The 23,171-nt window shown below is 31.2% G+C and carries 29 protein-coding genes; 5 read left to right on the forward strand and 24 right to left on the reverse strand.

Annotated elements, in window-relative coordinates; translation table 11 throughout:
* Nucleotides 1-7: 7 nt before the first annotated feature.
* The 4 genes from Y592_RS06385 to Y592_RS06395 all read right to left on the reverse strand — a co-directional run bounded on the left by Y592_RS06385 (nucleotide 8) and on the right by Y592_RS06395 (nucleotide 2,018).
* Nucleotides 8-1,054 carry a YfbR-like 5'-deoxynucleotidase gene (locus Y592_RS06385; RefSeq protein ID WP_232218170.1) on the reverse strand — a complete coding sequence of 349 codons (1,047 nt, stop codon included), beginning with the start codon at nucleotides 1,052-1,054 and terminating at the stop codon, nucleotides 8-10.
* 29 nt (nucleotides 1,055-1,083) lie between these two features.
* Entirely contained in the window at nucleotides 1,084-1,419 is a 336-nt protein-coding gene (locus tag Y592_RS09280; RefSeq protein WP_250636767.1) for a HesA/MoeB/ThiF family protein, read from the reverse strand.
* A gap of 26 nt (nucleotides 1,420-1,445) precedes the next feature.
* On the reverse strand, nucleotides 1,446-1,736 hold the full coding sequence (locus tag Y592_RS09285) for a HesA/MoeB/ThiF family protein (RefSeq protein ID WP_250636768.1): 291 nt from the start codon (nucleotides 1,734-1,736) through the stop codon (nucleotides 1,446-1,448).
* Between the two features lie 63 nt (nucleotides 1,737-1,799).
* A complete protein-coding gene (locus Y592_RS06395; protein WP_083638873.1) occupies nucleotides 1,800-2,018 on the reverse strand; it encodes a hypothetical protein in 219 nt (72 codons plus the stop codon).
* Between the two features lie 60 nt (nucleotides 2,019-2,078).
* Between Y592_RS06395 and Y592_RS06400 the strand changes: the two genes are divergently transcribed.
* Genes Y592_RS06400 through fliE form a run of 5 tightly spaced genes read left to right on the forward strand, consistent with a single transcriptional unit; the run spans nucleotide 2,079 to nucleotide 4,725 of the window.
* Nucleotides 2,079-2,768 carry a metallophosphoesterase family protein gene (locus tag Y592_RS06400; protein WP_077287692.1) on the forward strand — a complete coding sequence of 230 codons (690 nt, stop codon included), beginning with the start codon at nucleotides 2,079-2,081 and terminating at the stop codon, nucleotides 2,766-2,768.
* Entirely contained in the window at nucleotides 2,765-3,598 is an 834-nt protein-coding gene (locus tag Y592_RS06405) for a DMT family transporter (protein ID WP_075666165.1), read from the forward strand. The genes Y592_RS06400 and Y592_RS06405 overlap by 4 nt, the downstream gene beginning before the upstream one ends.
* A gap of 25 nt (nucleotides 3,599-3,623) precedes the next feature.
* Entirely contained in the window at nucleotides 3,624-4,007 is a 384-nt protein-coding gene (gene flgB, locus Y592_RS06410; RefSeq protein ID WP_075666166.1) for a flagellar basal body rod protein FlgB, read from the forward strand.
* An 11-nt stretch (nucleotides 4,008-4,018) separates the two neighbouring features.
* Entirely contained in the window at nucleotides 4,019-4,432 is a 414-nt protein-coding gene (flgC, locus tag Y592_RS06415) for a flagellar basal body rod protein FlgC (RefSeq protein WP_075666167.1), read from the forward strand.
* 5 nt (nucleotides 4,433-4,437) lie between these two features.
* A complete protein-coding gene (gene fliE / locus Y592_RS06420; RefSeq protein WP_075666168.1) occupies nucleotides 4,438-4,725 on the forward strand; it encodes a flagellar hook-basal body complex protein FliE in 288 nt (95 codons plus the stop codon).
* A gap of 31 nt (nucleotides 4,726-4,756) precedes the next feature.
* Here the strand turns inward: fliE and Y592_RS06425 are convergent, their stop codons facing one another.
* From Y592_RS06425 to Y592_RS06520, 20 genes are all read right to left on the reverse strand, one after another.
* Nucleotides 4,757-5,185: an Hsp20/alpha crystallin family protein gene (locus Y592_RS06425; RefSeq protein ID WP_075666169.1), complete on the reverse strand. Its 429-nt coding sequence runs from the start codon at nucleotides 5,183-5,185 to the stop codon at nucleotides 4,757-4,759.
* A gap of 16 nt (nucleotides 5,186-5,201) precedes the next feature.
* Nucleotides 5,202-6,992 carry a molecular chaperone DnaK gene (gene dnaK / locus Y592_RS06430; RefSeq protein ID WP_077287694.1) on the reverse strand — a complete coding sequence of 597 codons (1,791 nt, stop codon included), beginning with the start codon at nucleotides 6,990-6,992 and terminating at the stop codon, nucleotides 5,202-5,204.
* A 149-nt stretch (nucleotides 6,993-7,141) separates the two neighbouring features.
* Nucleotides 7,142-7,474, reverse strand: a complete 333-nt coding sequence (locus tag Y592_RS06435) for a YbjQ family protein (protein ID WP_075666171.1) — start codon at nucleotides 7,472-7,474, stop codon at nucleotides 7,142-7,144.
* Nucleotides 7,475-7,488: 14 nt separating this feature from the next.
* Nucleotides 7,489-8,688 (reverse strand): esterase EstD, encoded by a 1,200-nt coding sequence (gene estD, locus Y592_RS06440; protein ID WP_075666172.1) that lies wholly within the window; start codon nucleotides 8,686-8,688, stop codon nucleotides 7,489-7,491.
* 2 nt (nucleotides 8,689-8,690) lie between these two features.
* Complete coding sequence (locus tag Y592_RS06445; RefSeq protein ID WP_077287698.1) at nucleotides 8,691-9,434, reverse strand: ABC transporter permease subunit; 744 nt, start codon at nucleotides 9,432-9,434, stop codon at nucleotides 8,691-8,693.
* Nucleotides 9,431-10,243 carry an ABC transporter ATP-binding protein gene (locus Y592_RS06450; protein ID WP_088368930.1) on the reverse strand — a complete coding sequence of 271 codons (813 nt, stop codon included), beginning with the start codon at nucleotides 10,241-10,243 and terminating at the stop codon, nucleotides 9,431-9,433. The genes Y592_RS06445 and Y592_RS06450 overlap by 4 nt, the downstream gene beginning before the upstream one ends.
* Nucleotides 10,194-10,562, reverse strand: a complete 369-nt coding sequence (locus Y592_RS06455; RefSeq protein ID WP_075666174.1) for a GntR family transcriptional regulator — start codon at nucleotides 10,560-10,562, stop codon at nucleotides 10,194-10,196. Before Y592_RS06455 ends, Y592_RS06450 begins: the two co-directional genes overlap by 50 nt.
* A 107-nt stretch (nucleotides 10,563-10,669) precedes the next feature.
* A complete protein-coding gene (locus tag Y592_RS06460; protein WP_075666175.1) occupies nucleotides 10,670-11,872 on the reverse strand; it encodes an acetyl-CoA C-acetyltransferase in 1,203 nt (400 codons plus the stop codon).
* A 19-nt stretch (nucleotides 11,873-11,891) separates the two neighbouring features.
* Entirely contained in the window at nucleotides 11,892-12,536 is a 645-nt protein-coding gene (locus Y592_RS06465) for a 3-oxoacid CoA-transferase subunit B (protein ID WP_075666176.1), read from the reverse strand.
* Entirely contained in the window at nucleotides 12,533-13,183 is a 651-nt protein-coding gene (locus tag Y592_RS06470; RefSeq protein WP_075666177.1) for a CoA transferase subunit A, read from the reverse strand. Before Y592_RS06470 ends, Y592_RS06465 begins: the two co-directional genes overlap by 4 nt.
* A 144-nt stretch (nucleotides 13,184-13,327) precedes the next feature.
* Entirely contained in the window at nucleotides 13,328-14,704 is a 1,377-nt protein-coding gene (gene gltA, locus Y592_RS06475) for an NADPH-dependent glutamate synthase (protein ID WP_075666178.1), read from the reverse strand.
* Nucleotides 14,695-15,531: a sulfide/dihydroorotate dehydrogenase-like FAD/NAD-binding protein gene (locus tag Y592_RS06480; RefSeq protein ID WP_075666179.1), complete on the reverse strand. Its 837-nt coding sequence runs from the start codon at nucleotides 15,529-15,531 to the stop codon at nucleotides 14,695-14,697. The genes gltA and Y592_RS06480 overlap by 10 nt, the downstream gene beginning before the upstream one ends.
* Nucleotides 15,532-15,544: 13 nt before the next feature.
* Nucleotides 15,545-16,372: a carbohydrate kinase family protein gene (locus Y592_RS06485; RefSeq protein WP_075666180.1), complete on the reverse strand. Its 828-nt coding sequence runs from the start codon at nucleotides 16,370-16,372 to the stop codon at nucleotides 15,545-15,547.
* Nucleotides 16,350-17,279: an ROK family protein gene (locus Y592_RS06490; RefSeq protein ID WP_075666181.1), complete on the reverse strand. Its 930-nt coding sequence runs from the start codon at nucleotides 17,277-17,279 to the stop codon at nucleotides 16,350-16,352. The genes Y592_RS06485 and Y592_RS06490 overlap by 23 nt, the downstream gene beginning before the upstream one ends.
* Nucleotides 17,276-18,037 (reverse strand): radical SAM protein, encoded by a 762-nt coding sequence (locus tag Y592_RS06495; protein ID WP_075666182.1) that lies wholly within the window; start codon nucleotides 18,035-18,037, stop codon nucleotides 17,276-17,278. The genes Y592_RS06490 and Y592_RS06495 overlap by 4 nt, the downstream gene beginning before the upstream one ends.
* Nucleotides 18,031-18,888, reverse strand: coding sequence for a radical SAM protein (locus Y592_RS06500; protein WP_075666183.1), 858 nt, complete (start codon nucleotides 18,886-18,888; stop codon nucleotides 18,031-18,033). Before Y592_RS06500 ends, Y592_RS06495 begins: the two co-directional genes overlap by 7 nt.
* Before the next feature lies 1 nt (nucleotide 18,889).
* Nucleotides 18,890-20,149, reverse strand: a complete 1,260-nt coding sequence (locus Y592_RS06505) for a methyl-accepting chemotaxis protein (RefSeq protein WP_075666184.1) — start codon at nucleotides 20,147-20,149, stop codon at nucleotides 18,890-18,892.
* A gap of 24 nt (nucleotides 20,150-20,173) precedes the next feature.
* Nucleotides 20,174-20,725, reverse strand: a complete 552-nt coding sequence (locus tag Y592_RS06510; protein ID WP_157648507.1) for a chemotaxis protein CheB — start codon at nucleotides 20,723-20,725, stop codon at nucleotides 20,174-20,176.
* Complete coding sequence (locus Y592_RS06515; RefSeq protein ID WP_075666186.1) at nucleotides 20,718-22,481, reverse strand: ATP-binding response regulator; 1,764 nt, start codon at nucleotides 22,479-22,481, stop codon at nucleotides 20,718-20,720. Before Y592_RS06515 ends, Y592_RS06510 begins: the two co-directional genes overlap by 8 nt.
* Nucleotides 22,482-22,485: 4 nt before the next feature.
* On the reverse strand, nucleotides 22,486-23,169 hold the full coding sequence (locus Y592_RS06520; RefSeq protein WP_075666187.1) for a hypothetical protein: 684 nt from the start codon (nucleotides 23,167-23,169) through the stop codon (nucleotides 22,486-22,488).
* Nucleotides 23,170-23,171: the final 2 nt, after the last annotated feature.

The raw sequence follows: 23,171 nt of genomic DNA on the forward strand, positions 1-23,171 counted from the left end.
TCCCCCCTTAGAAGACAATGTCTTCTATTTCATCAATCCATTCTCCTAAATCTAATTTTTCAAATGTTTTCAAATGTTTTTTTAGATCGAAAAATACGTTTCTAAATGTTATTTCTTTGTTACCTGAAAATATTTCAAGTGAGCATTCTAATAAAGCGGCAAAATAATCTGCAATTCTAACTATTTGACCTTCAAAGGTAGAAAAAGGATCCGAAACCATATTTTCGTACTTTTTCAAATATGAAATTTTTGGATTTTCCTTTAACCATTCATTAAACATTTCTTTTTCTACCATGGATACCAACATGTCTAATTCTTTTGTTTTTTTCTTGGTTGGAGTTATAACATCTCCAGTAAAAGCTTCTGGTAAGTCGTGTAATAGTGCTCTTTTTATTATGTTTTCAACACTATCTTTTTCAAGATTTAACAGTTTTGCTATTATAAATGAAATTGCCACAACAATGAAAGAATGTCCTGCAACGGTTGTTTTTATATTTCTATATATCCTATTCCACCTTACCATGGATACCATATTCAGTGCAATTGAAAAAAATATTTTTGGTATATCATCTGGGAAGTTATTATTATATTTATTAAGTTTTTCTTCAAGTTCAAGAATGGGTTTTTTAAAATCAAAAACTTTATCATTTACTTTTGCTTCAAAAAAACTTGTGTAAATATCTGCAAATTTATCAATTGGTTCAAATTTTTCGTCTGTAAGGTTATCTAGTTGGTCTTTTTCTACTATGTTGTATAGATCTTTGAATGCTTTGTCTCTTACTTTTTCCCAGACATCTGGAGAAAGTCTTTCTACGCGCTCTTTAAGTTCAAGTGAAACATCTGAAAGTACAAGTTTGGGTAGTATTCTACTCATTCTCCATTTTACCGCTTTTTCGATTTCCATATTGTAGTATTCTCTTAAGGCAAAGGAAATTAAAAGAGTTGAATAAGCATTGTCAGCTTCGGAAAATTTTACAACTGCTGGCTTGTTATTCCATCTTTGTATTGTAAATAAATTTCCCATCATAAATATTAATTTACCGATTCCCAACATTCTCCCTCCTTTGAAAATATTTTAACACATTAAATTCTTATTGTTTCAAAGTAATTGTCTTGAAGATCAAAAAAAAGTAATTTGTTTACGAGTGCATCTTCAAGATTTCCAGATAAAATTTTTATTGCTTCCAAAACTTGAAATGATGCAGTAATTAAAACAGCAGGTGGAAATACTTGGGGTGTTGTTGGAAAAACATATCCCTTTAATATATTTAATAAGGACTTTGTAACATTTGGTAAGATTACTGTTATTTGTCCAAAAAATCTTTCTACAGCACCGTGTATTAGAGGAATATTTAATTTGTGTGATAAATCATCCAGTATAAGTCTTCCTTCTATATTATCTAGACAGTCAAATATCAAATCAACTTTTTTGGAAAAGTTTTTTGTTATTTTTGAGCGAAGATTTCAACGTTGCAGTTTGGATTAATCCTTTTCAATTTTTCTTTTGCGATTATAACTTTTTGTTTGTTTACGTCGAAATAATCAAATAGTATTTGACGATTTAAATCTGGTGGATCTATACTTTTTGGATCGTATACAACGATGTTTTTAAAACCGAGTCTAACTAGCAATTCCAAATTGGTTAAACCTAACCCACCTGCACCTGCAACCAAAATTTTTTTACTTAATATGTTTTTATCAATTAGTTTTTCATGTCTTGAAATTAATTTTTTCATAATATTATCCCCCTCCAACTGGTATTAATATTATTAGTTCTCCGTCTTCTATGCTTTCTTTGTTTAGGATATTTCACCATTATTTAGGATTATAACAGATACTTTAGTTTTTATTTTATCGTTTAATAGTAAGAAAGTTTTTTCATTTTCTATCAAAAACGATATTTTCTTATGTGTTTTTTGGCTAATTTGTTTTGAAATTTCATCGAGTGTACCAAAATTTACTTCAATTGTATTTACTCCAATTATATTTCTGGCAGCTTCTGAAAATTTTATTTTCATACTTTCGCTCCTTATTTGATATATTCCTGTTAATATTATATAATTTTTCTGGTGATTTATATGATAGTTGTTTTTAGTGATATCCATGGTTGTTTTGAGCAATTTAAAAGGTTAGTTAATTATATTGAAAGAGTTTACAGTGATATAAAGTATATATTCTTGGGCGATTTTATTGATAGAGGTAATGATTCTAAGAAAGTTGTGGACTTGGTTTTAGAGATAAAAAATAAAGTGGTACTTTTGGGTAATCATGAAGAAATGATGTTAAGATACATGCAAGGGAAACCGTCTAGTTGGCTTTCTCAAAACAATGGTGGGTTAAAGACATTGAAATCTTTTGGCAAAAAACTAAACAATTATATTCCTTTTTTCCAGGAACTTAGTTTTATACACTTTGAAAAGATAAAAGATTTTAATTTTGTATTCTCTCATGCAAATATATCAATGTCATTTCCGCTAAGAGAAGCCTTAAGTTTTAAAGGAAATTTTTGGAAATTTTTAGAAGAATATAATGTACCTTTAAAGGGGAGCAATATATGGTATAGAGTACCAGAATATATAGATGGATATGTAGTTGTGCACGGTCATACCCCCGTAAATGAACCTGTTGTTTTGAAGAAGGATGGAAAAATTTATGATATTAACATAGATACAGGATGTGTTTATGGTGGTAATTTGACGGCTATGATTATTGAAGAAAATATAACGTTTATTAACGATGATCTTAAATATTTGGAGGGGAGAATATGAAAGTTGTTGCAATAATAAATTTATTGATTGTAACTTTGATTTGGGGATTAACTTTTCCCATACAAAAGATGATTTTACCAAATATTTCTCCTTTTGCGTATAATGCGATTCGATTTTGGATTGCGACTTTACTTTCGTATTTTATTTTTGGAAGAGGGAATAAATACGGTATAATTTTAGGTGTTGTGTTAGGAATATCATATGCAACTCAAACTTGGGGACTTTCAATAACTACATCTTCAAAAAGTGGATTTATTACCGCATTTTACATAATGCTTATTCCGGTGTTTTCGTTTTACATAGAAAAAAAGAAACCATCAAAAATTCAAGTCTTCTCATTTTTGATTGCTATTGTTGGTGAATATCTTCTTTCTGGAGGTATTAATAGTATAAATATTGGTGATATTCTTACGTTTTTCTGTGCTATTTTTTATGCTTTACATGTTGTTTTAGTAACGCACTATTCCAAAAAGTCTAATGAAAAGGATTTGTTAACTTCTCAGTTTTTTATGGTAGCTTTGCTAAATACTTTATTTGGAATAAAAGGTACTTGGAATTTTAGTTTAAATGTTTTATCTGTTGCCTTGTTTACTGCGGTATTTGCCACTATATATGCGTTGATTGCACAAGCAAAATACCAAAAAATTGTAGGAAGCAATACAGCTGCATTAATTTTTGTGGGTGAGCCGATTTTTACAACGCTTTTTTCCATTTTACTTTTATCTGAGAGACTTTCGCTAATGCAAGTATTTGGGATGATTTTGACTTTGTTGGCTTTGATTTTGGCTATAATTCCCAAGAAATTTTTAGGATTTTTAAGAGAGATGTAGAATGATTAGAATGAGGAGGGGAAAGATGTTTAATACGAATTTTCATACATTAAAGATTGCAATGGATGTAGCTTTAAAAAGGCAAGAAATACATTCACAAAATATTGCAAATGCGGAAACTCCAAATTATAAAAGAAAATATATAGCATTTGAAGAATTATTAAGTGAATCGAAGATGAAGTTAAAATTAAGAACTACTTCTGCTAATCATATAAGTAATATTAAGGAAAGCATAAATCCTATCTTAAAGACACAGGAAAACACCTCCTTAACTAATGATAAGAATAACGTAGATATTGATGTCGAAATGGCTGAGATGGTTAAAAATGCTTTAAAGTATCAAACACTTTCTAGACTAATGAGTGCAAACATTGAAAGGTATAACACAGTTGTAAGAAATATTAGATAAGGAGGATTTGTATGAACGAATTTAATATAATGACAATTGCTGCAACAGGTATGTCAGCTCAAAGATTGAGAATAGATGTTATTACAAATAATCTTGCAAATTCTGAAACTACACGTACAAAAAATGGGGAACCGTACAGAAGAAAGGTTCCGGTCTTTCAAGAATTGGTTAGGAATATTAAAGGTAGGGTGGAAAATGGAGGAGTTATTGTTAAAGAAATATATGAAGATCAATCTCCTTTTAGAATAGTTTACGATCCTGCTCATCCGGATGCTGATGAAAATGGTTATGTGAAATTACCAAATGTTAATGTAGTAAGGGAAATGGTTGATATGATAAATGCTCAACGTGCGTATGAGGCAAATGTTACTGCTTTTAATACCACTAAAGCGATGATTAATAGTGCGCTCCAAATTGGGAGGTGATTTGAATGATAGATAAGGTAAATGGAATAGGAAATTATGGGAATTTAAAACCAAATTCTTTGAAAAAGCAAAATAGTGATTTTACAAGTATATTGAATGATGCTATAAAAAGTGTTAATCAACAGCAAAAAAAGGCAGAACAAATGGCAGACGATTTTGCCACAGGGAAGATAAGTAATATACACGAGGTAATTGTGGAAGCTGAAAAGGCATCAATTTCACTTAGGCTTACTGTTGAGGTAAGAAATAAGATAGTAGATGCGTATAAAGAGATAATGAGGATGCAATTTTAAAAAAGGCTTCGGGAATTCCCGAAGCCTTTTTTTATTCTACCTTTATATCTATAATTTTCTTTTCTTTTTCTACTTTTTTAGGAAGTTCAATTTTTAAAACACCATCGTTAAATTTAGCGCTTATTTTTTCTACATCTACATAATCTGGTAATACAAATGCTCTTTCAAATTGACCTTCGACTCTTTCGATAACTCTGTAGTTCTTGTTTTTATCTTCTCTGTTAAATTTTCTTTCTCCCTTTATTATTAAGGCTCCATCTTCTATTGTTATTTTTACATCATCCTTTTTCATTCCAGGAAGTTCTGCCTCAATTACAACTTCATTTTCCGTTTCATATATGTCCACTTTTGGGAAGTGAATTCTGGAACTTCTTGAAGGTTCCATGAAATCTTCAAATAATCTATCAATTTCCCTTTGAAGTTCTACAAATGGATCAAAGTAACCTCTTCTTGCTAACATAGTTTCACCTCCTTTTTTATTTACTATTTTCTGATTGTTGATTACCATTTTGTTTGTATATATATTCACCTATTTTGTTTTTCTCCCTATCAAGCTCGTCAAACAACATTTTTATTCTTGGTATATCGTTTTTGTTTATAGCATCTCTTAAGTCTTTTACTAAGTTTTCAAGTTTTTGTTTTTCGTCTTGAGGAATCTTATCACCATATTCCTTTAGGGATTTTTCTATGTAGTATGCAAGGTCGTCTGCTTTGTTCTTTAATTCCACTTCTTCTCTTCTTCTTTTATCTTGTTCTTCGAATTTCTTTGCATCCTCTATTATCTTGTTAATATCATTTTCAGAAAGTTTATGTCTTCCAGAGACAACCATAGATTGTTCTTTTCCAGTTCCTAAATCTTTTGCAGAGACATGTACTATACCGTCGCTGTCAATGTCAAAAGTAACTTCAATTTGAGGGACTCCTCTGGGAGCAGGTGGAATTCCAACTAATCTAAAGCTACCAAGCAATATATTATCCGCTGCAATTGGTCTTTCACCTTGATATACTCTAACTTCTACCTCGGTTTGACCATCTTCTGCTGTTGTAAATACTTTACTCTTCTTAATTGGTATTGTTGAATTTCTAGGAATAATTGGCTCAAATAATCCGCCTTTTACTTCAATTCCCAATGTTAATGGAGTGACATCTACTAGGACAATGTCTTTACCTTGTGCACCTTCTTCTCCAGCTAATATTGCCGCTTGAATAGCTGCTCCAACTGCAACAGCTTCATCGGGGTTCACTCCTTTATTCGGTTCTTTTCCAAAAATTTCTTTGATAAAGTTTTGTACCATAGGTACTCTTGTCATTCCGCCAACCAATATTATTTCATCAATATCTTCTGGTCTAAGTTTTGCGTCTGATAAAGCTTGTTCTATAGGTTTTCTCGTCATTTCTACTAGATCTCTAGTAAGAGATTCAAACATCGAACGTGTTAGTCTCATTTCAAGATGCAACGGACCTTCTGCGGTAGCTGTTATGTAAGGAAGACTTATATCTGTTTCTAACTTACTTGAAAGTTCAATTTTTGCTTTTTCAGCTGCATCTCTTAACCTTTGTAATGCTTGTTTGTCTTCTCTAAGGTCAACACCATGTTGTTTTTTGAATTCTTCAGCTAACCAGTCAATTATTTTTTGATCAAAGTCGTCTCCTCCAAGATGGTTATTACCAGATGTTGCGATTACTTGAATAACTCCATCCCCTATTTCAAGGATCGAAACGTCAAATGTACCTCCACCTAAGTCGTATACCAAAACTTTTTCTTCTTTTCCTTTTTTGTCGAGACCATACGCAAGTGCAGCGGCTGTAGGTTCGTTTATTATTCTTAAGACTTCAAACCCAGCTATTTTTCCAGCGTCTTTTGTTGCTTGCCTTTGTGCATCGTTAAAATATGCAGGACATGTGATTACCGCTTTTTTTATTTCGCCACCCAAATATTCTTCAGCATCTCTTTTTAACTTTTTTAATACAAATGCACTAATCTCTTGTGGGGTGTATTCCTTGTCGTTGATTTTTACTTTGTAATCTGTTCCCATTTTCCTTTTAATTGATTTTATAGTCCTATCAGAATTCAAGATTAATTGTCTTTTGGCAGGTTCGCCAACCAATATTTCACCCGATTTACTAAAAGCGACTATTGATGGTGTAGTTCTTGTACCTTCAGCATTTGGAATAACCTCAACATTTGAATCTGGTTTCATCCATGCGATTACACTATTTGTTGTTCCCAAGTCTATACCTACAACGTATTCTTTCTTATTTGCCATTTTTCCACCTCCCAGTTTATATTATATGATATTAGCACTCTATTGTCAAGAGTGATAACACAAAATTCTAAAAAACAGGAAGGCTCATGAATAAACGCCTTCCTGTGTGTTAATTTATTGTTTACTTAAAATTATAGCAAACGTAATTTTTAATTGTTATTGTTGGTTGGGGATAATTTCACTGCTGTGCCATATGCTAATATTTCTGCGGCACCGCTCATTACTGCGGCGCTGGAAAATCTTATTGATACTATTGCATCGGCTCCTAGCTTTTCTGCTTCGTCGATCATCCTTTCTATTGCTTTGTTTCTTGCTTCAGTCATCATTTCTGTATAGGATTTGATTTCACCGCCGGCCAAGGTTTTAAATGCTGCGGCTATATCTTTTCCTAGGTGTTTGGAATGTACTATGTTTCCCATAACGACTCCCAATATTTTTGTTATTTTGTACCCTGGAACTTTTTCCGTGGTAGATATTAACATAATGTTCTCCTCCTTTAATTTTTTATGAATTTTATAATTTCATCAATAACTTTTGCATCAACATGATTTTCGATTAAGTATGCATTTGGTGTTTTTTCACCTGGTATAAATAAATGAGTTAATCCATTAAAGAGTATAATTTTGGTATTGTTGGTTAAGTGTTCTTTGAATATGTTGTAGTCTTTTAAAGTTACTTGATAATCATTTTTTCCAAAAAGTATTAAAGTTTTCACCTTTCCTAAGTATTTTAATGGGTTGTAGCTTCGTAAATCATACCAATATTTTGCTTTTGCGCCTAATACAAATTCGTCATTTGGTATTTTATTTTCTTTAAGCTCTTGTAGTTTCTGTAATATTTCATTATTTGTATTTTGTAGAAACTTTAGTTGATCAGCTATTACATCTTCTAAATTTCTTGCAGGTGGGGCAAGTAATATTAATCCTGAAATATTATCATTTATTGTTGCAATGTATGGGGCTACATATGCACCAAGGCTATGTCCAAGTAGATATATCTCTTTGTAGTTATAATCCTTGAGTAATTTTATTGCTTTTAGAACATCGTTTATTATTTCTTCTTTAATTGTTATATTTTCATTTGCTTGATACAAAGTTCTTTTGTTATATCTTAATACTGCTATATTGTTACTTGACAAGGCATATGCTATATCTTTAAATATTTTGTTTGGTCCAATTGTTTCGTCCATATCTTGTGGCCCTGAACCATGTATTAAAATTACCGCGTATTTTGTGTGCTCTTTTGGAATTGTTAATTTTCCTGGAAGATCACCAACTTTTACGTCTTTTTCCACAAATTTATCACTTTTAACGTACTGTGGTATTTTATATTCTACATTTTGCGCAGGAGAGAAAAACAAGCCATCGATTTTTCCTTCTTTGTTTAGAGTGATAGATATATTTAAATTGCTTTTTTTAAACTTAGATGTGAATATGAAGACTTTATATGGTGGTTTTTCTATTATTTGCAATTTTACTATCTTTTCAAATTTTCCGTATGTTGATGTTATTTGCTGCCATATTTTTTTTATTTTTTCTATTGGAAGATGTTGTTTCATTATATTGGATGATAGATTGTACGCCACTTTGTAGTTTTCATTTACAAGTGCATAAAAATAATTGTAAGCTATTTTTTCAAAATTTGATGAAAATAAAAAAGTTGAGAAGATTACAATAGAAATTATCCATCTTTTCATTTTTACACCTCCTTATTTTCAAATAAGTAATACGAAAAGGATAAAAGTATTGTTCCAATTAAAATTAGTGATGTTGAATATGTAAAGTCTATTGTGGATTCTTTAAAAATTTTGTAGCCAAGAATATATTTATAGGTGTTAAGAAAACTTATGGGTCTTAAAAATCCGAGGGTAGTTGAAATACCTAGTATTGCAAAAGAAGTTAGCAAGGGTTTAACTTGATCGTTAAAAATCACAGAGAACATAAAAGATATGGAATACCAGAAAAATGCACCGATAAAAGAATGTATGAAAAATTTTGTAGTTGTCTCAAAAGAAAGTGTTTTATTTGTGATTATGGAGTAAATATATGGAATGTAAGATAGAACAAAGATTTCTATAGAAAGTACAATAAAGCTGACGATAAACTTGTTGTAAAATATGTTTTTTCTTGATTTTCTTACAAGTAAAAATGAGATTGTTTCATTTTCAAATTCCCTTGAAAATAGTGGAAATGAAAGTATTATACCAATTATAGGAATTATTTGTCCAAAATTTTTCCCAAACCACTGTGATAATATGTAAAAATCCCAATTTTTGAGTTTTTCAACAAAATTATTTCCTACGAATCTTTGTATGACCTCTGAGTTTTTGTTTAGAAGATCTATCACAAAATTTTGAAATGGTGCAATAGAAAAAAAGAGTATTAACATTACAACAAAGGTGAGAATACTTCTAGTTTTCATATCTATCCATTCTTTTTTCATAACTTTTCCCCCTTTACAAGAGCCTCAAATATTATTTCGAAAGTTGCGGATTTTATATTCCCTTTTGCATTTTCTTTCTTGCAAAGGATTATTTTTTCATTTCCTGTTTTTTTGTATAAAAGTCCTTCGATATTTTCGTTAGTAACACATAAAACATATTTTTCTTTGATGTTATCCATGTAATCGTATTCGACAATTTTTCCATTGGACATAATTGCAATTTTGTCTGCAATTTTTTCTACTTCGGAGAGTATGTGACTTGTTAAAAATACAGTTTTTTCTTCAAATGATAGTTTTCTAATGATTTCGATTACTTTTTTTTGCATTAGAGGGTCAAGCCCCCATGTGGGTTCGTCAAAAAAGTATATATCGACGTTTTCAGATAGTACAATTGCAAGATATAACAATGTTGTCATTCCATGTGATAATGTTGCAATTTTTTCATTGAGCGGAAGTTGAAATTCATTGACAAAATCCAATGATTTTTCCAATGAAAAGTTTGAAGAAAGTTCTTTGGTTATTTCCAATATTTTTTTTACTGTTAAATATTTATATAATTCTTTTTTTTCGGGAAGATATGTATATGTTCCATTGAGTATGATTTCTCCTTTGTCTTTTTTCCTTAAGTTTAATATGCACTTTAAGGTTGTTGTTTTACCAGCACCGTTGGGACCTAAAAGTGCAAATATTTCGCCTTTGTTTACTTCAAATGAGATATTATCTACCGCTTTTTTTGAACCATATGCTTTTTTTAAATTTTTAACTTTTATCAAGGAAATCACCCCCTCTAATAAATTCACAAATTTCATTTATTGAAATTCCTGCTTTTAGGCATTTTTTTACAATTTCAGATAGTTCTTGTAGTATTTCCATATTGAATTTTTCCAAAGAATCCTTTATTACTATATATCCTTCACCGCGAACTGCTTTAATAACATTTTCGTTGGCTAATTCTCTGTATGCTCTTGCTACAGTGTTTAAATTTACATTTAGATCATTAGCTAATTTCCTTATAGAAGGAAGAAAATCACCGTTTTTTAATCTACCCTTTAAGATTTCAAGCTTTATATTTTCAACAATTTGTTTATATACAGGGATGTGAGATGAAAAATTTATACTAAACCACATATTACACCTCCTACACTGTAATATTATAATATTACAGTATGCATAAGTCAAATAAAAAAATCCAAGTAATCCTTAAAGATTACTTGGATTTATACGATTTTTGAGTGTTACTGTAAATTTTCAATTATAACGGCAGTGCCCATACCTCCACCGATACATAATGTGGCAAGTCCATATCTTAAATTTCTCTTTTTCATTTCGTATAGTAGCGTTACTATTATTCTGTTTCCACTTGCACCTATTGGATGACCAAGAGCTATTGCGCCACCATTTACATTTGTTCTCTCGAGTATCCAGTCTTTACTTACACCAAATTTTTCGCTCCACAATTTTATTACCGCAAGACTTTGTGCTGCAAATGCTTCGTTTAACTCTATTAGTTCTATATCTTCCATCTTTAAATTTGCTTTTTTGAGTACTTTTTCCGTTGCGGGGACAGGGCCAAGTCCCATTTCCATTGGATCCACTCCTGCTTGTGCCCATGCTATTATTCTTGCAAGTGGCTTTAAATTGTTCTTTTCAACATATTTTTCAGATGCAAGTACTATAGCACTTCCTCCATCGTTTATACCGCTTGCATTTCCCGCGGTTATCGTGCCGTCTTTTTTAAAAGCTGGTCTTAACTTTGAAAGTTTTTCAAGTGTTACGTCAAGCCTTGGATGTTCATCTGTATCAAAAATTTTAGTTTCTTTTTTTGTGATTATCTCTACTGGAACAATTTCGTCTTTGAATTTTTCTTCCTCTATTGCTTTTTTGGTCTTCATTTGACTTTCATATGCAAACTTATCCTGTTCTTCTCTTGAAATTTGGTATTTTTCCGCTAAATGTTCTGCGGTAAGTCCCATGTGTATGTTGTTAAAAACATCGGTAAGTCCATCAATTATCATGTGATCTATTACTTCAAAATTTCCAAACTTTACCCCATATCGTGCTTTTGAGGGGAGTAAATAAGGAGAAGCAGACATGTTTTCAATACCCGCAGCAAGAACAAGATCAGCCTCTTTGGAAATGATATCAACTGCTCCTATCATAACAGCTTTCATGCCGCTGCCACAAAGCATATTGACGGTATACCCAGGTTTTTCCTTTGGAATACCTGCATATATCCCCACTTGCCTACCAGGTCCCATACCTTGTCCTGCAGTAAGAATAGAACCAACGATAGTTTCGTCAAAATCTTCTTTTGGAACGTTTGCCTGTTCAATAGCCGCCTTAGCAGCTATTGCCCCAAGCTTTGGTGCAGGTATATCTTTTAAACTCCCCGCAAATGTACCTATCGCTGTTCTTTTTAGTCCGAGTATGTATACCATTATATCCCTCCTAGTTGGATTAAAATGTTTTTATTTCTTTGTTAATAATTAGATTTGCATCTGTTAATTTAAGTACCTCATCAATTGTAGTTTCTTCGGAAATTTCTTTTAATACTAATCCTTCATTTGTAGGTTCAATTACGGCAAGTTCTGTGACTATTAAATCTACACGTCTAACCGAAGTTAAAGGTAATGTGCATTTTTTAACAATTTTTGGTTTTCCCTTTGCAGTATGGGTCATTGCGACTATAACTTTTTTTGCACCTGTGACTAAATCCATAGCGCCACCCATACCAGGAATCATTTTGTTTGGAATCATCCAATTTGCAAGGTGTCCTTCTTCGTCTACTTGTAGGCCACCGAGTACAGTAATATCTAAATGTCCTCCACGGATTATTCCAAAGGAAAAGGCGCTATCAAAGGTCATTGCACCGGGCAATGCTGTAACATAACTTCCACCTGCATTTGTCAAATCTTTGTTTTCAAGACCTACATTTGGAGCAGGTCCCATACCGATAATACCATTTTCGCTTTGAAAAAACACGTGAATATTTTTTGGAATGTAATTTGCCACTAGAGTGGGTAATCCTATTCCAAGATTTACCAATTGCCCATCTTTCAATTCCTTGGCTACTCGTATTGCAATTTTTTCTTTTATATTCATTTTTCCACCCCCACAATGTAATCGACGATTACTCCTGGAATTTTTATTTCATTTGGGGCGAGTGAACCTGTGGGGACTGTTTCTTCTACTTCTACTATTACCATTTTGGCGGCAAGTGCCATTAGTGGATTGAAATTTTCTGCGGTAAGATTAAATACTAAATTCCCCATGTAGTCTGACTTTTTAGCTTTAATAATGGATATGTCTGCGTGTAATGGGAGTTCTAAAAGGTATTTTTTTCCATCAATTTCTAATAGTTTTTTTCCGTTTTCTACCACGGTTCCTACTCCAGTAGGTGTTAGTATTCCTCCCAATCCTACCCCAGCAGCACGGATTCTTTCGGCTAGTGTTCCTTGTGGAACTAATTCAACTTCTAAGCTTCCTTCTATCATTTGTTTTTGAGTTTCTGGATTTGTTCCAATGTGTGAAACTATTACTTTTTTACATAACTTATTTTTTATTAATTTACCTATTCCTTTGTCTTCAAATGCCGTATCGTTTGCTATAACAGTGAGACTTGAGATCTTATTTTTTACTATTTCGTCAATAATTTTTTCTGGAGTACCTACTCCAAGGAACCCACCAATCATTAAAGTAGCTCCTTCGTATATTAGTGTCTTGATTTCTGATATATCTATTACTTTCAAAAAATCTCCCCCCTTTTTTGTAAAAATGTTTCAAAGAAATTATAACGTTTTTCTAAAAATTATTCAAAAAGGAAAAGAGCAGAAAATTTAAGGTTTTTTGGTTATAAAACCTAATAAAAAAAAAACTCCAGGATTTCCTGGAGTTTAATCATTTAAGAATTCTTTAATTTTTTTTGCTGCTTTTTTTCCTGCGCCCATTGCAAGTATTACAGTTGCCGAACCTGTTACAATATCTCCGCCAGCGAAGACTTTTGGAATACTTGTTTGTCCATACTCGTTTGTTTGTATGTATCCCCATTTGTTTAACTTTAAACCTTCAAATTTTGAAAGCAAAAGTTTGTTTGGGTTTGTTCCTATAGCTTCAATTGCAATTTCTGTAGGAATAATGAATTCACTATTTTCTATTGGAATAGGTTTTCTTCTACCACTTTTATCTGGTTGACCTAACTTCATTTTTACACACTTTATGCCAATTAAGTTTCCTTCTTTGTCACCAATATAGCTAATAGGTTGTGTGAGTAGTTGGAATTTCACACCTTCTTCCTTAGCGTGGTGGATCTCTGCTTTTCTTGCAGGCATTTCTCCTTCGCTTCTTCTGTAGATTATAGTAACATTTGCTCCGAGTCTTAAAGCACTTCTTGCTGCATCCATTGCAGTATTTCCTCCCCCAATTACCACAACATTTTTACCAATTTTTACTGGAGTGTCATATTCTGGGAATTTATACGCCTTCATTAAGTTTATTCTTGTTAAAAATTCATTTGCAGAATAAACACCGTTTAATTCTGTGCCTTCTATATTCATAAATTTTGGTGTACCGGCACCAACACCAATAAAAATTGCATCATATTTTTCTAATAATTCTTGCGGTTCAATCGCATTTCCCACGGGAATATTTAAGAGTATGTTTACTCCTAGTTCTTTCAAAAAATCAACTTCTTTTTTTACTATTGATTTTGGTAAACGAAATTCTGGAATTCCGTATATTAGAACACCACCAGGCTCTGAGAATGTTTCATATACATCAACCAAAAATCCTGATTTTGCAAGTTCAGATGCAGCAGTAAGTCCAGAAGGTCCAGCTCCTATTATTGCTATTTTCTTAGTTAATTTTTTTTCAATTTTTATCTCATCTTTTATATTGTTTTTAGATGCCCAATCGGCAACAAATCTTTCTAACGATCCAATAGCTATGGGTTTTCCCATTTTATTTAATACACAGGCACCTTCGCATTGTACTTCTTGTGGACACACCCTTCCGCAAATTGCAGGAAGAGCGTTGTATTTTTTCAATATTTTGTATGATTCTTGGAATTTTTCATTTGCAATTTGTTTTATAAATCCAGGAATGTCAATGCCGACGGGACACCCTTTTACACATGTAGGGATTTTGCATTGTAAACATCGTTTTGCTTCTATTATTGCTAAATTTTCAGTATACCCCAATGAAACTTCAGAGAAGTCTTTTGCACGTTCTTTTGGATTTCTTTCGATAGGGTTTACTCTATCTTTTAAAGCCATGTTGGTTCCCCCACAATCTTTAAGTAATTTTCTAAAGCCTTCTTTTCTTCTGCTTTATATTGTGAAAGTCTTGTTAAGAAACTGTTCCAGTCAACATCTCTGCCATCAAATTCGGGACCGTCAACGCAAGTGTATTTTAATGTATCTTTTATTCTAACACGACATCCACCACACATTCCAGTTCCGTCAACCATTATGGCGTTTAATGAAACAAAAATTTTTAAATTGTGTTGTTTGGCAACCTCAGAACAAGCTTTCATCATTAAAGCGGGACCTATAGCCCATACAACATCGTATTTTTCTTCCTTTATCAACTTTTCCATTAATTGGTTAGGAAATAACTTTTCGCCTTTACTTCCATCATTAGTTGCAAAATATAAGTTTTCTGAATCTTTGAATTCATCTTCCAAAATTATAGATTCTTTGTTTCTTGCAGCTAAAATTGTATCTACCTTATTACCGACATTTATTAATGCATCAACGATTGGTGCAATTGCTGCAATTCCTACGCCACCACCAATTACCAATACTCTTCCATAACGTTTTATTTCACTTGGAGTTCCTAGAGGTCCTACAACATCCTTTATATAATCATTTTCTTTTAGTTTGCAAAGTTCATACGTGCTCTTACCAACTGCCTTTACTATTACTCTGAACATATTGCCTTTAGTTTTAGAGATAGTTAAAGGAATTCTTTCGCCACCTTCGTGAATTCTAAAGATAACAAATTGTCCAGGTTTGGCTTTTTTTGAAATTATTGGGTTTTCTATCCAGAAAAGATGTACACCATATGCCAATTTTTCCTTTTTTACTATGTTATTTAACAATAAAAGCCCTCCTTTAAATAGTAGATTTATGACTTTGGATTTTTTTTGCTGCAAATGATATGGAAAAGTTCAATATTTTTTCGATGTCCCATTTTTTTATATATCCATACAAATAAGCTGCAGAAACAGCGTCTCCAGCGCCTGTGGTGTTTACTACTTTTACTTTTTTTGCCTTTTTTTGTATCATTTGCTTTTTGTTAGCGTATAAAACACCATCTTTTCCCATCTTTAAGATAACGTTATTTGTGTATTTTAAAAGATGTTGTATATTGTCTTTTAGAGTTTGTTTTTTTGATATTTGTTGTATTTCTTGAAGATTCAAAGATACCATTTCAGGTTTGAATTTTTTAATAATTTCAAATTGGCTAGTTTCTGAAAGTTCTACAAATGAAATTTTTGAATTTTTAAGTGCTCTAATAAGGGTGTTTTCTGGAATACCTGTTTGGATAAATGAAAGTTCCATTTTTTCCGGAATTTGGTCTTCTGATAAAAATTTATTTGCTCCAAGGTTGTGAAATATTGTGTTATTTCCATTTTTATCTATTATTATACTGGTAACAGCAGTAGATGTGTTTGCAATTTTTGGAGTAAATAGTAATATATTTTCAAGTGAATTTTTAATGAATTTTCCAAAGATATCATTTCCAATACATGAGATAAGCCTTACCTTTAGACCGAGTTTTGATAAATTTACTGCAACATTTGTAGCTTTTCCGCCTGTGGAAAGAACGGTAAAATTTGAAATGTTGTTGTTTTCTAATTTAATAGAGTCTACGTAGTAAAGTATATCTAGATTTGTTTTTCCTATACATACAATATCAACTTTCTCTTTGTAAAACAATGGAAGCAGCCCCCAATATACCAGCATTTTCGACTAAAGGACTTTGAATAATTTCATATGTGTTTTTAAAAGAAGGCATTACAAGTTCATCTACCCTTTTCTTAAGTGGATTAAAGAGAATATCTCCTGCTCTTGATACACCGCCTCCGATAATTATAACTTCCGGGTTGAATATGTGGATGAAACTTGTAATACCTATTGCAAGTGCTTCTACAACTTCATCTTTAATCATATTAGCCAATCTGTCATTTTGTTTTGCTAAATCAAATATGGATTTAGCGGTAATTTCGTTATCTTTAAATATCAGTGAATCTGGGTATTTCTTTTTCCGTTCCTGTGCCATTCTTACTATCGCAGTAGCTGATGCATAGGCTTCAAGACAACCATAGTTGCCACAACCACATAAAGGACCGTTTGGATTTATTATTACATGTCCTAATTCTGTGCCGATACCGTTATTTCCAGTAATTAATTTGTTGTGAGATATAACTCCTCCTCCTACACCCGTTCCAAGTGTTAATGCCACAATGTGTTTTTTTCCTTTTCCAGCTCCAAACCATTTTTCACCTAAGACAAAAGAATTTGCATCATTTTCTATGTAGACTTTTTTATTTAATAATTTTGAAAGTTCTGGTCCAAGCTCAAAGTTATGCCAATCTGGGAAGTTTGGTGAAAACCTCACAATTCCATTATCTTTATCAATTGAACCAGGAGAACCAATTCCAACAGCGTGAAAATCACCATTTGATAATTCCAAAATTGCATCTGCAATCCTTTTGACTACGGTTTCTCCGCCAAGATGTACTTTGGTTTCTATTGATGATTTTTTTAAAATTTTTCCTGATTTTGTATCTACTAATCCGATTTTCACATATGTTCCACCAAGATCAACACCTATGATTTTCATTTTGTGGCCTCCTTTGCAAGGTAAAGTGAGCAACATCCTTTATAGTCATAGATTTTGCTTGCAGAATTTACAAAAATATCAGGAGAGATGTTGTTTAAAAGTACTTCTCTATATTTTCCATGTGGATGCATGCATCCAAGCACGACGGTTTTAAAATGTTTTTGTGCCATATCAAAAACCATTTTTACATCATTTATAGCAGGTGGCTTACAGTTTTCAAATTCGGTTTTTTTCGTTGGAATGAATATGTTTAATACTATAGAATCGAAATATTCTTTTAACATTTCCAAACTTTTTATTTCATGAGTTATTTTCCCACAGAAAATCCCGATTGTTATATGTGGTATCTTTTGTGCCTTTAATGGTAAAACAGAGTTTAGTATTTCTTCTGGGGATCTAGAGAGCTTGTATATATCTTTCATTACATCTTTATCTGAGAAAAAATCGAAACTTATGACATCCGCGATTTCGTCTATTTCAAATGGAGGATTTTTGGGAAAGCCTATGTGAAAATTGTAAATTAAATTATACTTTTCTTTTAGATCTTTTAATTTTTTGATATAACCTTTAAAGGGTATGGTACCATCAAACATCATTCCACCACTTATTAGAAATGATTTATATCGTTTTGTGTATCTTTCCATATCATCTATGTGTGTCATACTTTTAATATAAACTCCTCCACAATGTTTACAGTTTATAGGACAGGATTTTGTAACAGATATGGGTAAAGTTCCAGAAGGATTTACTATTACCACTTAAAATTCACCGCCTTAGTAGTTAATTTTTCTTTTTCATCAGTTTGTATCCATCCTTTTAATCCTAGAAGTTCCATGTATTCCACTGCTTCTGTGTATTCTGATTTTGTAATTTTTCTGCCAATAAGTGGATCGTTTTTTGCTCCAAAATGTGGAATGTACTGTGACATTAGAGAGACAGGTATTCTTGGATCAAGTTCCAATACAAATCTTAAGGCTTTGAAGTGTCCAGATACATTGTTTGGTAGTACAAGTATTCTAATTATAAGTCCTTTATTTTCAATAAAAGGACCTACTTGCTTGTACATTTCCTTTATTGCAACTTGCGCAATTTCCCAATAATTGTCAACTTTTGAGTAAATTTTACCATACATAGAGTTTGTATATCGAATGTCGGCAAGGTATATATCTACATAACCTTCAAGCATCTTTAAAGTTTCTACATTTTCATAACTTGAGGTATTATACACAACTGGTAATTTGAATCCTTTTGATTTTGCGATATTCAATGCTTCTATTATTTGTGGTACATATTGAGTTGCTGTAACTAGATCCAATGTATGTGCACCACTTTCTTGTAGCTTTAAGAATGCATCTGAAAGTTTTTCAACTGATATTTCTTTACCAATACCTTTTTGTGAAAAACCCATATTTTGACAGTATACACATTTCATTGGACAACCTGAAAAAAATACAATTCCCGCCCCATTTTTTCCGGAAATAGGTGGTTCTTCACCTTTGTGAAGTAATATATTTGCAATCTTAATTTTGGAGTCTGCTCCACAGATTCCCCGTTTTTCATATCTATTTATCATGCATTTTCTTGGGCATAATGTACATCTTTTTAGCATTTTACCCTCCTCTTTTGAGTTCTATAAAATGTTTTTCAAATTCTTGGATTTTATTTCTAACCTTATCTATAGCATCTTCAACTTGCTCAAGACCTGCATATAATTCTTCAGTTGCTTCGCGGGTAGTTTTAGAAACTTTGATAATTTTATCGATATTATTTATTGTGGAATTATTTATTTCGCTTATAGCGTTAAGTGATTCATTTACTTCCAGTATTTCTTTTGAGGCTTTTTCTGAAATTAAAATGTTTGATGTTATAATTTTTTCGATATTTGAGAGTGATTCTTTGGAATTTTTGGCAAGTTCTCTCGTGCTATTTGAAAGTTCCATTATCATCTCTGCAATCCTGGAAAGTCCTTCTCTATCGATATTTTCTCTGCTTGTTTCAATTGATGCATTTATTGCAAGAACAGTAATGGTATCTGAAATATCCGTTATTTTTTCCGTTAGATTTCCTAGAACATCTGTTAAATTTGCAAGTTTAGCACTGGATTCAATTATTTCTTTCATTTGTGCTGTGAAATCTTTGACTTTTTCTGTAGATGTTTCGATTTCAGCAGTTGTTTCTTCAATAAATGCGGCAAAATCTTCTACAGATTTGTCAAGTTCATTCATGGCATTTTCTGTATTTTCGGCCATTGATTTTATTTCAGCTGTCGAAGATGAAGTTAAGACAATATTTTCAAGTATATCTTTGAAGAGATTGTTAACTTTTTCGAAGTTTTCTTGGCTTTTTTTGTTTATAAATATACCAAATATATATCCCAAAGTTATGCTAATTATGGATATCAACGGAAGTATAACAGTATAAAATAGCTTTTTGAATTTTTTTATCATTGGAAATAGATCATCTTCGTTAACAGCTGCTACTATAAAATTTTCTCCATCGAATGAAAAAGCTGCGATCTTTTTTTTGTTTTCAAATGTATATTCGTATGTGCCTTCCTTTTTTTCTTGCATATACTTGAAGAAGTTTGGGAGAAATTTTGAAAAATCTTTTCCAATTTTTGATTTATCATTATGATTTAAAGTTATACCATCTTTAGATACTAGGTAATAATACTCCAGTGTATCTTGTTTGAATATTACATTATATGCTTTTGTCTTAGCAATTATATTTATTTTGTCTTCAAATTGTGAAACGGCGGTTTCCTTAAGCGCTCTAGAGAAAAAAGGAATAACAAAGGTAGTTGCCAATAGCCAAACAATTACCAAAAAACATATGCTAAGCGCTAATGAAAGTTTGGAAAAATTTTTCATATATATCCCTCCTGAAATAAATAATTACTTTTTATCATTGTTGAGTGAAACTATTATATTTTTCATTTTTTCAAGTGTTAGTAATGTGAAGTTCTTATTCTTTCTTATATAACTATTTGGTAAATAATTAAAATTGGCATCTTTTTGTATAAAAAATTTGACGTTTTTATTTTGGAGTTGTTCTATGTATTGTTGTCCGTCATTTCCCAAACCACTTAAAACAAAGATAAGAAAGTTTGAACTTGCATATTTTATTAAAGATCTAAATAATGTATTTATCGAAGGATGTGTAATGGTAGATTTATCTTCAACGCTTTTAACTTTGTCTTTGGATATAAATATCAAACTTTTTCCTCCATCTGGTAAAAAAATTCCCTGTGATAATTCTGTAATATTATTCACAATCATTACGTTTTGATGCGTAGTATTTCTTATATGTTCTGCAAAACTTTCCATGAATTTTCCGGTAAAGTGAATATTTATTATAACTGGTACATTTAATTTTTTATTTATATTAACTAGCTCAACTGCATTATTAGGACTACCTGCAGAACCAACTATTATAATCTTATTCATTTGCATCACCCAATAATTTATTGATTGTATTTACAATTTTTTGTGGAGATTCGTCTTTTGAAATAAATGCATCTGCCCCAGATTCAAGTGCTTTTGATAAGTTGTTCTTTGTAAGAGTACTTAAGAGTATTATAGGAATATTTTTTTTTGTTTTTTTTATTTTTTTTGTAAGTTCAAAACCATCTAAATTAGGCATTTCAACATCTGATATAATAAGGTCGAAATGTTTATTTTCAAGTTTTTTTAACCCTTCAATTCCATCTTTTGCGGTTTCGGTCTTGAATTTGGATTTTTCAAGAAAGTTAGAGATAATTTTTCTTGTAATAACAGAATCGTCTATAATCAGTATCTTTTTGTGATTTTGAGATGTTTTTACGTGTTTATTGAATTTTTCTATATCTATTACAGGGATGGGATATGGAAAAATATTTTTTACAAATCCTTTTATGTATGAAAGCTCTTCTGGAACAAACTTCCCATCAAAGATACCAATTATATTTTCTACAACTAATGCTTTGTCATTTTGGGTTATAACCACAAATTTTGGCTTTTTTGAATTATATATTACATCATATACTTTATTGCTTAATAGTATTTTACCATCTATTACTTCTTCATACTTTGAAAGCTGGATAATATCTGAAGTTTCTATTGAAAATACCATATCCTCGTCTTTTAGTATGAGTACTTTTGTAATGAAATTCTTTATTTCAAAGAAAATAGTAAATTTAGTGCCTTTATTTTTTTCACTTTCAACTTTAACGTCTCCACCTCTTAGAGTAGAAAAATTTTTAACCATATCTAAACCTATACCTCTACCGGAAAGTTCATCCGCTTCATCTTTTGAACTAAAGCCTGGTAGAAATATGGCTTCTTGAGGTGAAACATCTAAATTTAATTTTTTTATTTTTTCTTCTATTTTATTATAGTCAATTCCCCTGCCATCGTCTGAAATCTCAATAAATATTTTATTTTGTTTTATATATGCTTTTATTTCTATATTTCCAATTTCATTTTTGCCGATTTTTTTTCTTTCTTCAGGTGTTTCAATTCCATGTGCAACGGCGTTTCTTGCAAGGTGTACGAGTATGTTTATTATATCTTTTACATCTTTCTTTTCAATTTTGACGCCTTTTACGTTTAGTTTTACATTTATTTTTTTTCCATATCTTTTTGCTTCTTTTTGTACAAGTTTTTTGAAGTCATTTAAAACACTTTCTAAATCTGTAAATAAAATACTATCAAGTATTTCGAGCATGTTCTTTTTCAAGTTTTTAATTTGATTTAAGGCGGTTTTTAAATCATTTCTTATAATTGTATTTTCTATTTCCAAGATTTGTGAGATAAACTCACTGATTTCGGAAATTTCAAATATGTCTTTTTCTGAAATCATCAAATCTTCTTCTATAGAGATCTTTCCATCAAGTATATCCGAAAATTTTGAAAGTTCGCTTTCCGTTAAATCTTCTTTTTTATTTGAAATGTTGGAGATTATAGTTATGACGTTGCCCAAAAATGTATTATCGGGTATCTCTTCATTTTCCGATTTTTCTTTAAAATAACTTTCTATCTTATGGAAAAGCTTTGAAAAATTTTTCATTTCAACAAGACTTGCTGATCCCTTTAAAGTGTGAAAGATTCTATACAGATCTTTTATATAGCTTTTTTCGTTTTCTTCTTTTATTTTTGAAATAAGTTCTTTTGCTTCTTTAGATTTTTCTGAAAGTTCCGACAGAAATATTTCTGTAAAATCCATAATATCACTCCAATATTTGCAGATTACCAAAGTCACATTTTAAGATTTTCATATCGTTACTTTCGAAAACTTTTCCATTTATAAGTCTTATTTTGTTGCATTGATATGCATTATGGTTTGTGACGACTACGTGTTTGCCGTCTGTTATCTTTTTTACTGGGATTATTTTTTTGTGTTCTATAAATCCAATATACTTATCTACGGGAAATTTTATAACTTCTTTACTTTGAAGTATTGTAACTACATTTTTTTTATAAATAGCAAATTTTTCATCTAATATTAGATATTCTTTTTTATCTTTGCCGATCTTTTTTTCATTGTTTTGGGTGGAGGTCCTTATTTGGTGTGGAACAGATATTTTTTCAATATTGTATATAAAATATTCATCTTTATCAAATATCACACCTGTGTAGATATCGTTATTTTCTATTTTTTTAGGGGAGTAATTTGTTTCTTTTATTATTCTTGTTATACCAAAGGCGAATTTTTCAAAAACGAGAAAAAATTTAAGTCTAGGTTTTTTGAGATTTTTATGAGAGTATACGGGATAAAGCTTGTTAGCAAACAAACAAAAACTTACATTATCGGGTGTTTTTATTAGCTTTGAACTTATTCCTGTAATTTTTTCCTTTGGAAGAGCTATTTTGTATATTTTGTTTGTATCTTCTATTTCACATAAAAAAAACATAA

Source organism: Thermosipho sp. 1070, assembly GCF_001682135.1.
Lineage (GTDB): Bacteria > Thermotogota > Thermotogae > Thermotogales > Fervidobacteriaceae > Thermosipho > Thermosipho affectus.

Coding starts and splice junctions, on each gene's coding strand:
- Y592_RS06385 (WP_232218170.1), bottom strand. CDS start 1,054: ATGTTGGGAATCGGTAAATTAATATTTATGATGGGAAATTTATTTACA.
- flgC (WP_075666167.1), top strand. CDS start 4,019: ATGAACGAATTTAATATAATGACAATTGCTGCAACAGGTATGTCAGCT.
- Y592_RS06425 (WP_075666169.1), bottom strand. CDS start 5,185: ATGTTAGCAAGAAGAGGTTACTTTGATCCATTTGTAGAACTTCAAAGG.
- dnaK (WP_077287694.1), bottom strand. CDS start 6,992: ATGGCAAATAAGAAAGAATACGTTGTAGGTATAGACTTGGGAACAACA.
- Y592_RS06500 (WP_075666183.1), bottom strand. CDS start 18,888: ATGCTAAAAAGATGTACATTATGCCCAAGAAAATGCATGATAAATAGA.
- fliE (WP_075666168.1), top strand. CDS start 4,438: ATGATAGATAAGGTAAATGGAATAGGAAATTATGGGAATTTAAAACCA.
- Y592_RS06435 (WP_075666171.1), bottom strand. CDS start 7,474: ATGTTAATATCTACCACGGAAAAAGTTCCAGGGTACAAAATAACAAAA.
- Y592_RS06400 (WP_077287692.1), top strand. CDS start 2,079: ATGATAGTTGTTTTTAGTGATATCCATGGTTGTTTTGAGCAATTTAAA.
- Y592_RS06405 (WP_075666165.1), top strand. CDS start 2,765: ATGAAAGTTGTTGCAATAATAAATTTATTGATTGTAACTTTGATTTGG.
- gltA (WP_075666178.1), bottom strand. CDS start 14,704: ATGGCTTTAAAAGATAGAGTAAACCCTATCGAAAGAAATCCAAAAGAA.
- Y592_RS06490 (WP_075666181.1), bottom strand. CDS start 17,279: ATGAAAATCATAGGTGTTGATCTTGGTGGAACATATGTGAAAATCGGA.
- Y592_RS06460 (WP_075666175.1), bottom strand. CDS start 11,872: ATGGTATACATACTCGGACTAAAAAGAACAGCGATAGGTACATTTGCG.
- Y592_RS06465 (WP_075666176.1), bottom strand. CDS start 12,536: ATGAATATAAAAGAAAAAATTGCAATACGAGTAGCCAAGGAATTGAAA.
- flgB (WP_075666166.1), top strand. CDS start 3,624: ATGTTTAATACGAATTTTCATACATTAAAGATTGCAATGGATGTAGCT.
- Y592_RS06520 (WP_075666187.1), bottom strand. CDS start 23,169: ATGTTTTTTTTATGTGAAATAGAAGATACAAACAAAATATACAAAATA.
- Y592_RS06450 (WP_088368930.1), bottom strand. CDS start 10,243: ATGAAATTTGTGAATTTATTAGAGGGGGTGATTTCCTTGATAAAAGTT.
- estD (WP_075666172.1), bottom strand. CDS start 8,688: ATGAAAAGATGGATAATTTCTATTGTAATCTTCTCAACTTTTTTATTT.
- Y592_RS06455 (WP_075666174.1), bottom strand. CDS start 10,562: ATGTGGTTTAGTATAAATTTTTCATCTCACATCCCTGTATATAAACAA.
- Y592_RS06510 (WP_157648507.1), bottom strand. CDS start 20,725: ATGAATAAGATTATAATAGTTGGTTCTGCAGGTAGTCCTAATAATGCA.
- Y592_RS06515 (WP_075666186.1), bottom strand. CDS start 22,481: ATGGATTTTACAGAAATATTTCTGTCGGAACTTTCAGAAAAATCTAAA.
- Y592_RS09285 (WP_250636768.1), bottom strand. CDS start 1,736: ATGAAAAAATTAATTTCAAGACATGAAAAACTAATTGATAAAAACATA.
- Y592_RS06445 (WP_077287698.1), bottom strand. CDS start 9,434: ATGAAAAAAGAATGGATAGATATGAAAACTAGAAGTATTCTCACCTTT.
- Y592_RS06395 (WP_083638873.1), bottom strand. CDS start 2,018: ATGAAAATAAAATTTTCAGAAGCTGCCAGAAATATAATTGGAGTAAAT.
- Y592_RS06505 (WP_075666184.1), bottom strand. CDS start 20,149: ATGAAAAATTTTTCCAAACTTTCATTAGCGCTTAGCATATGTTTTTTG.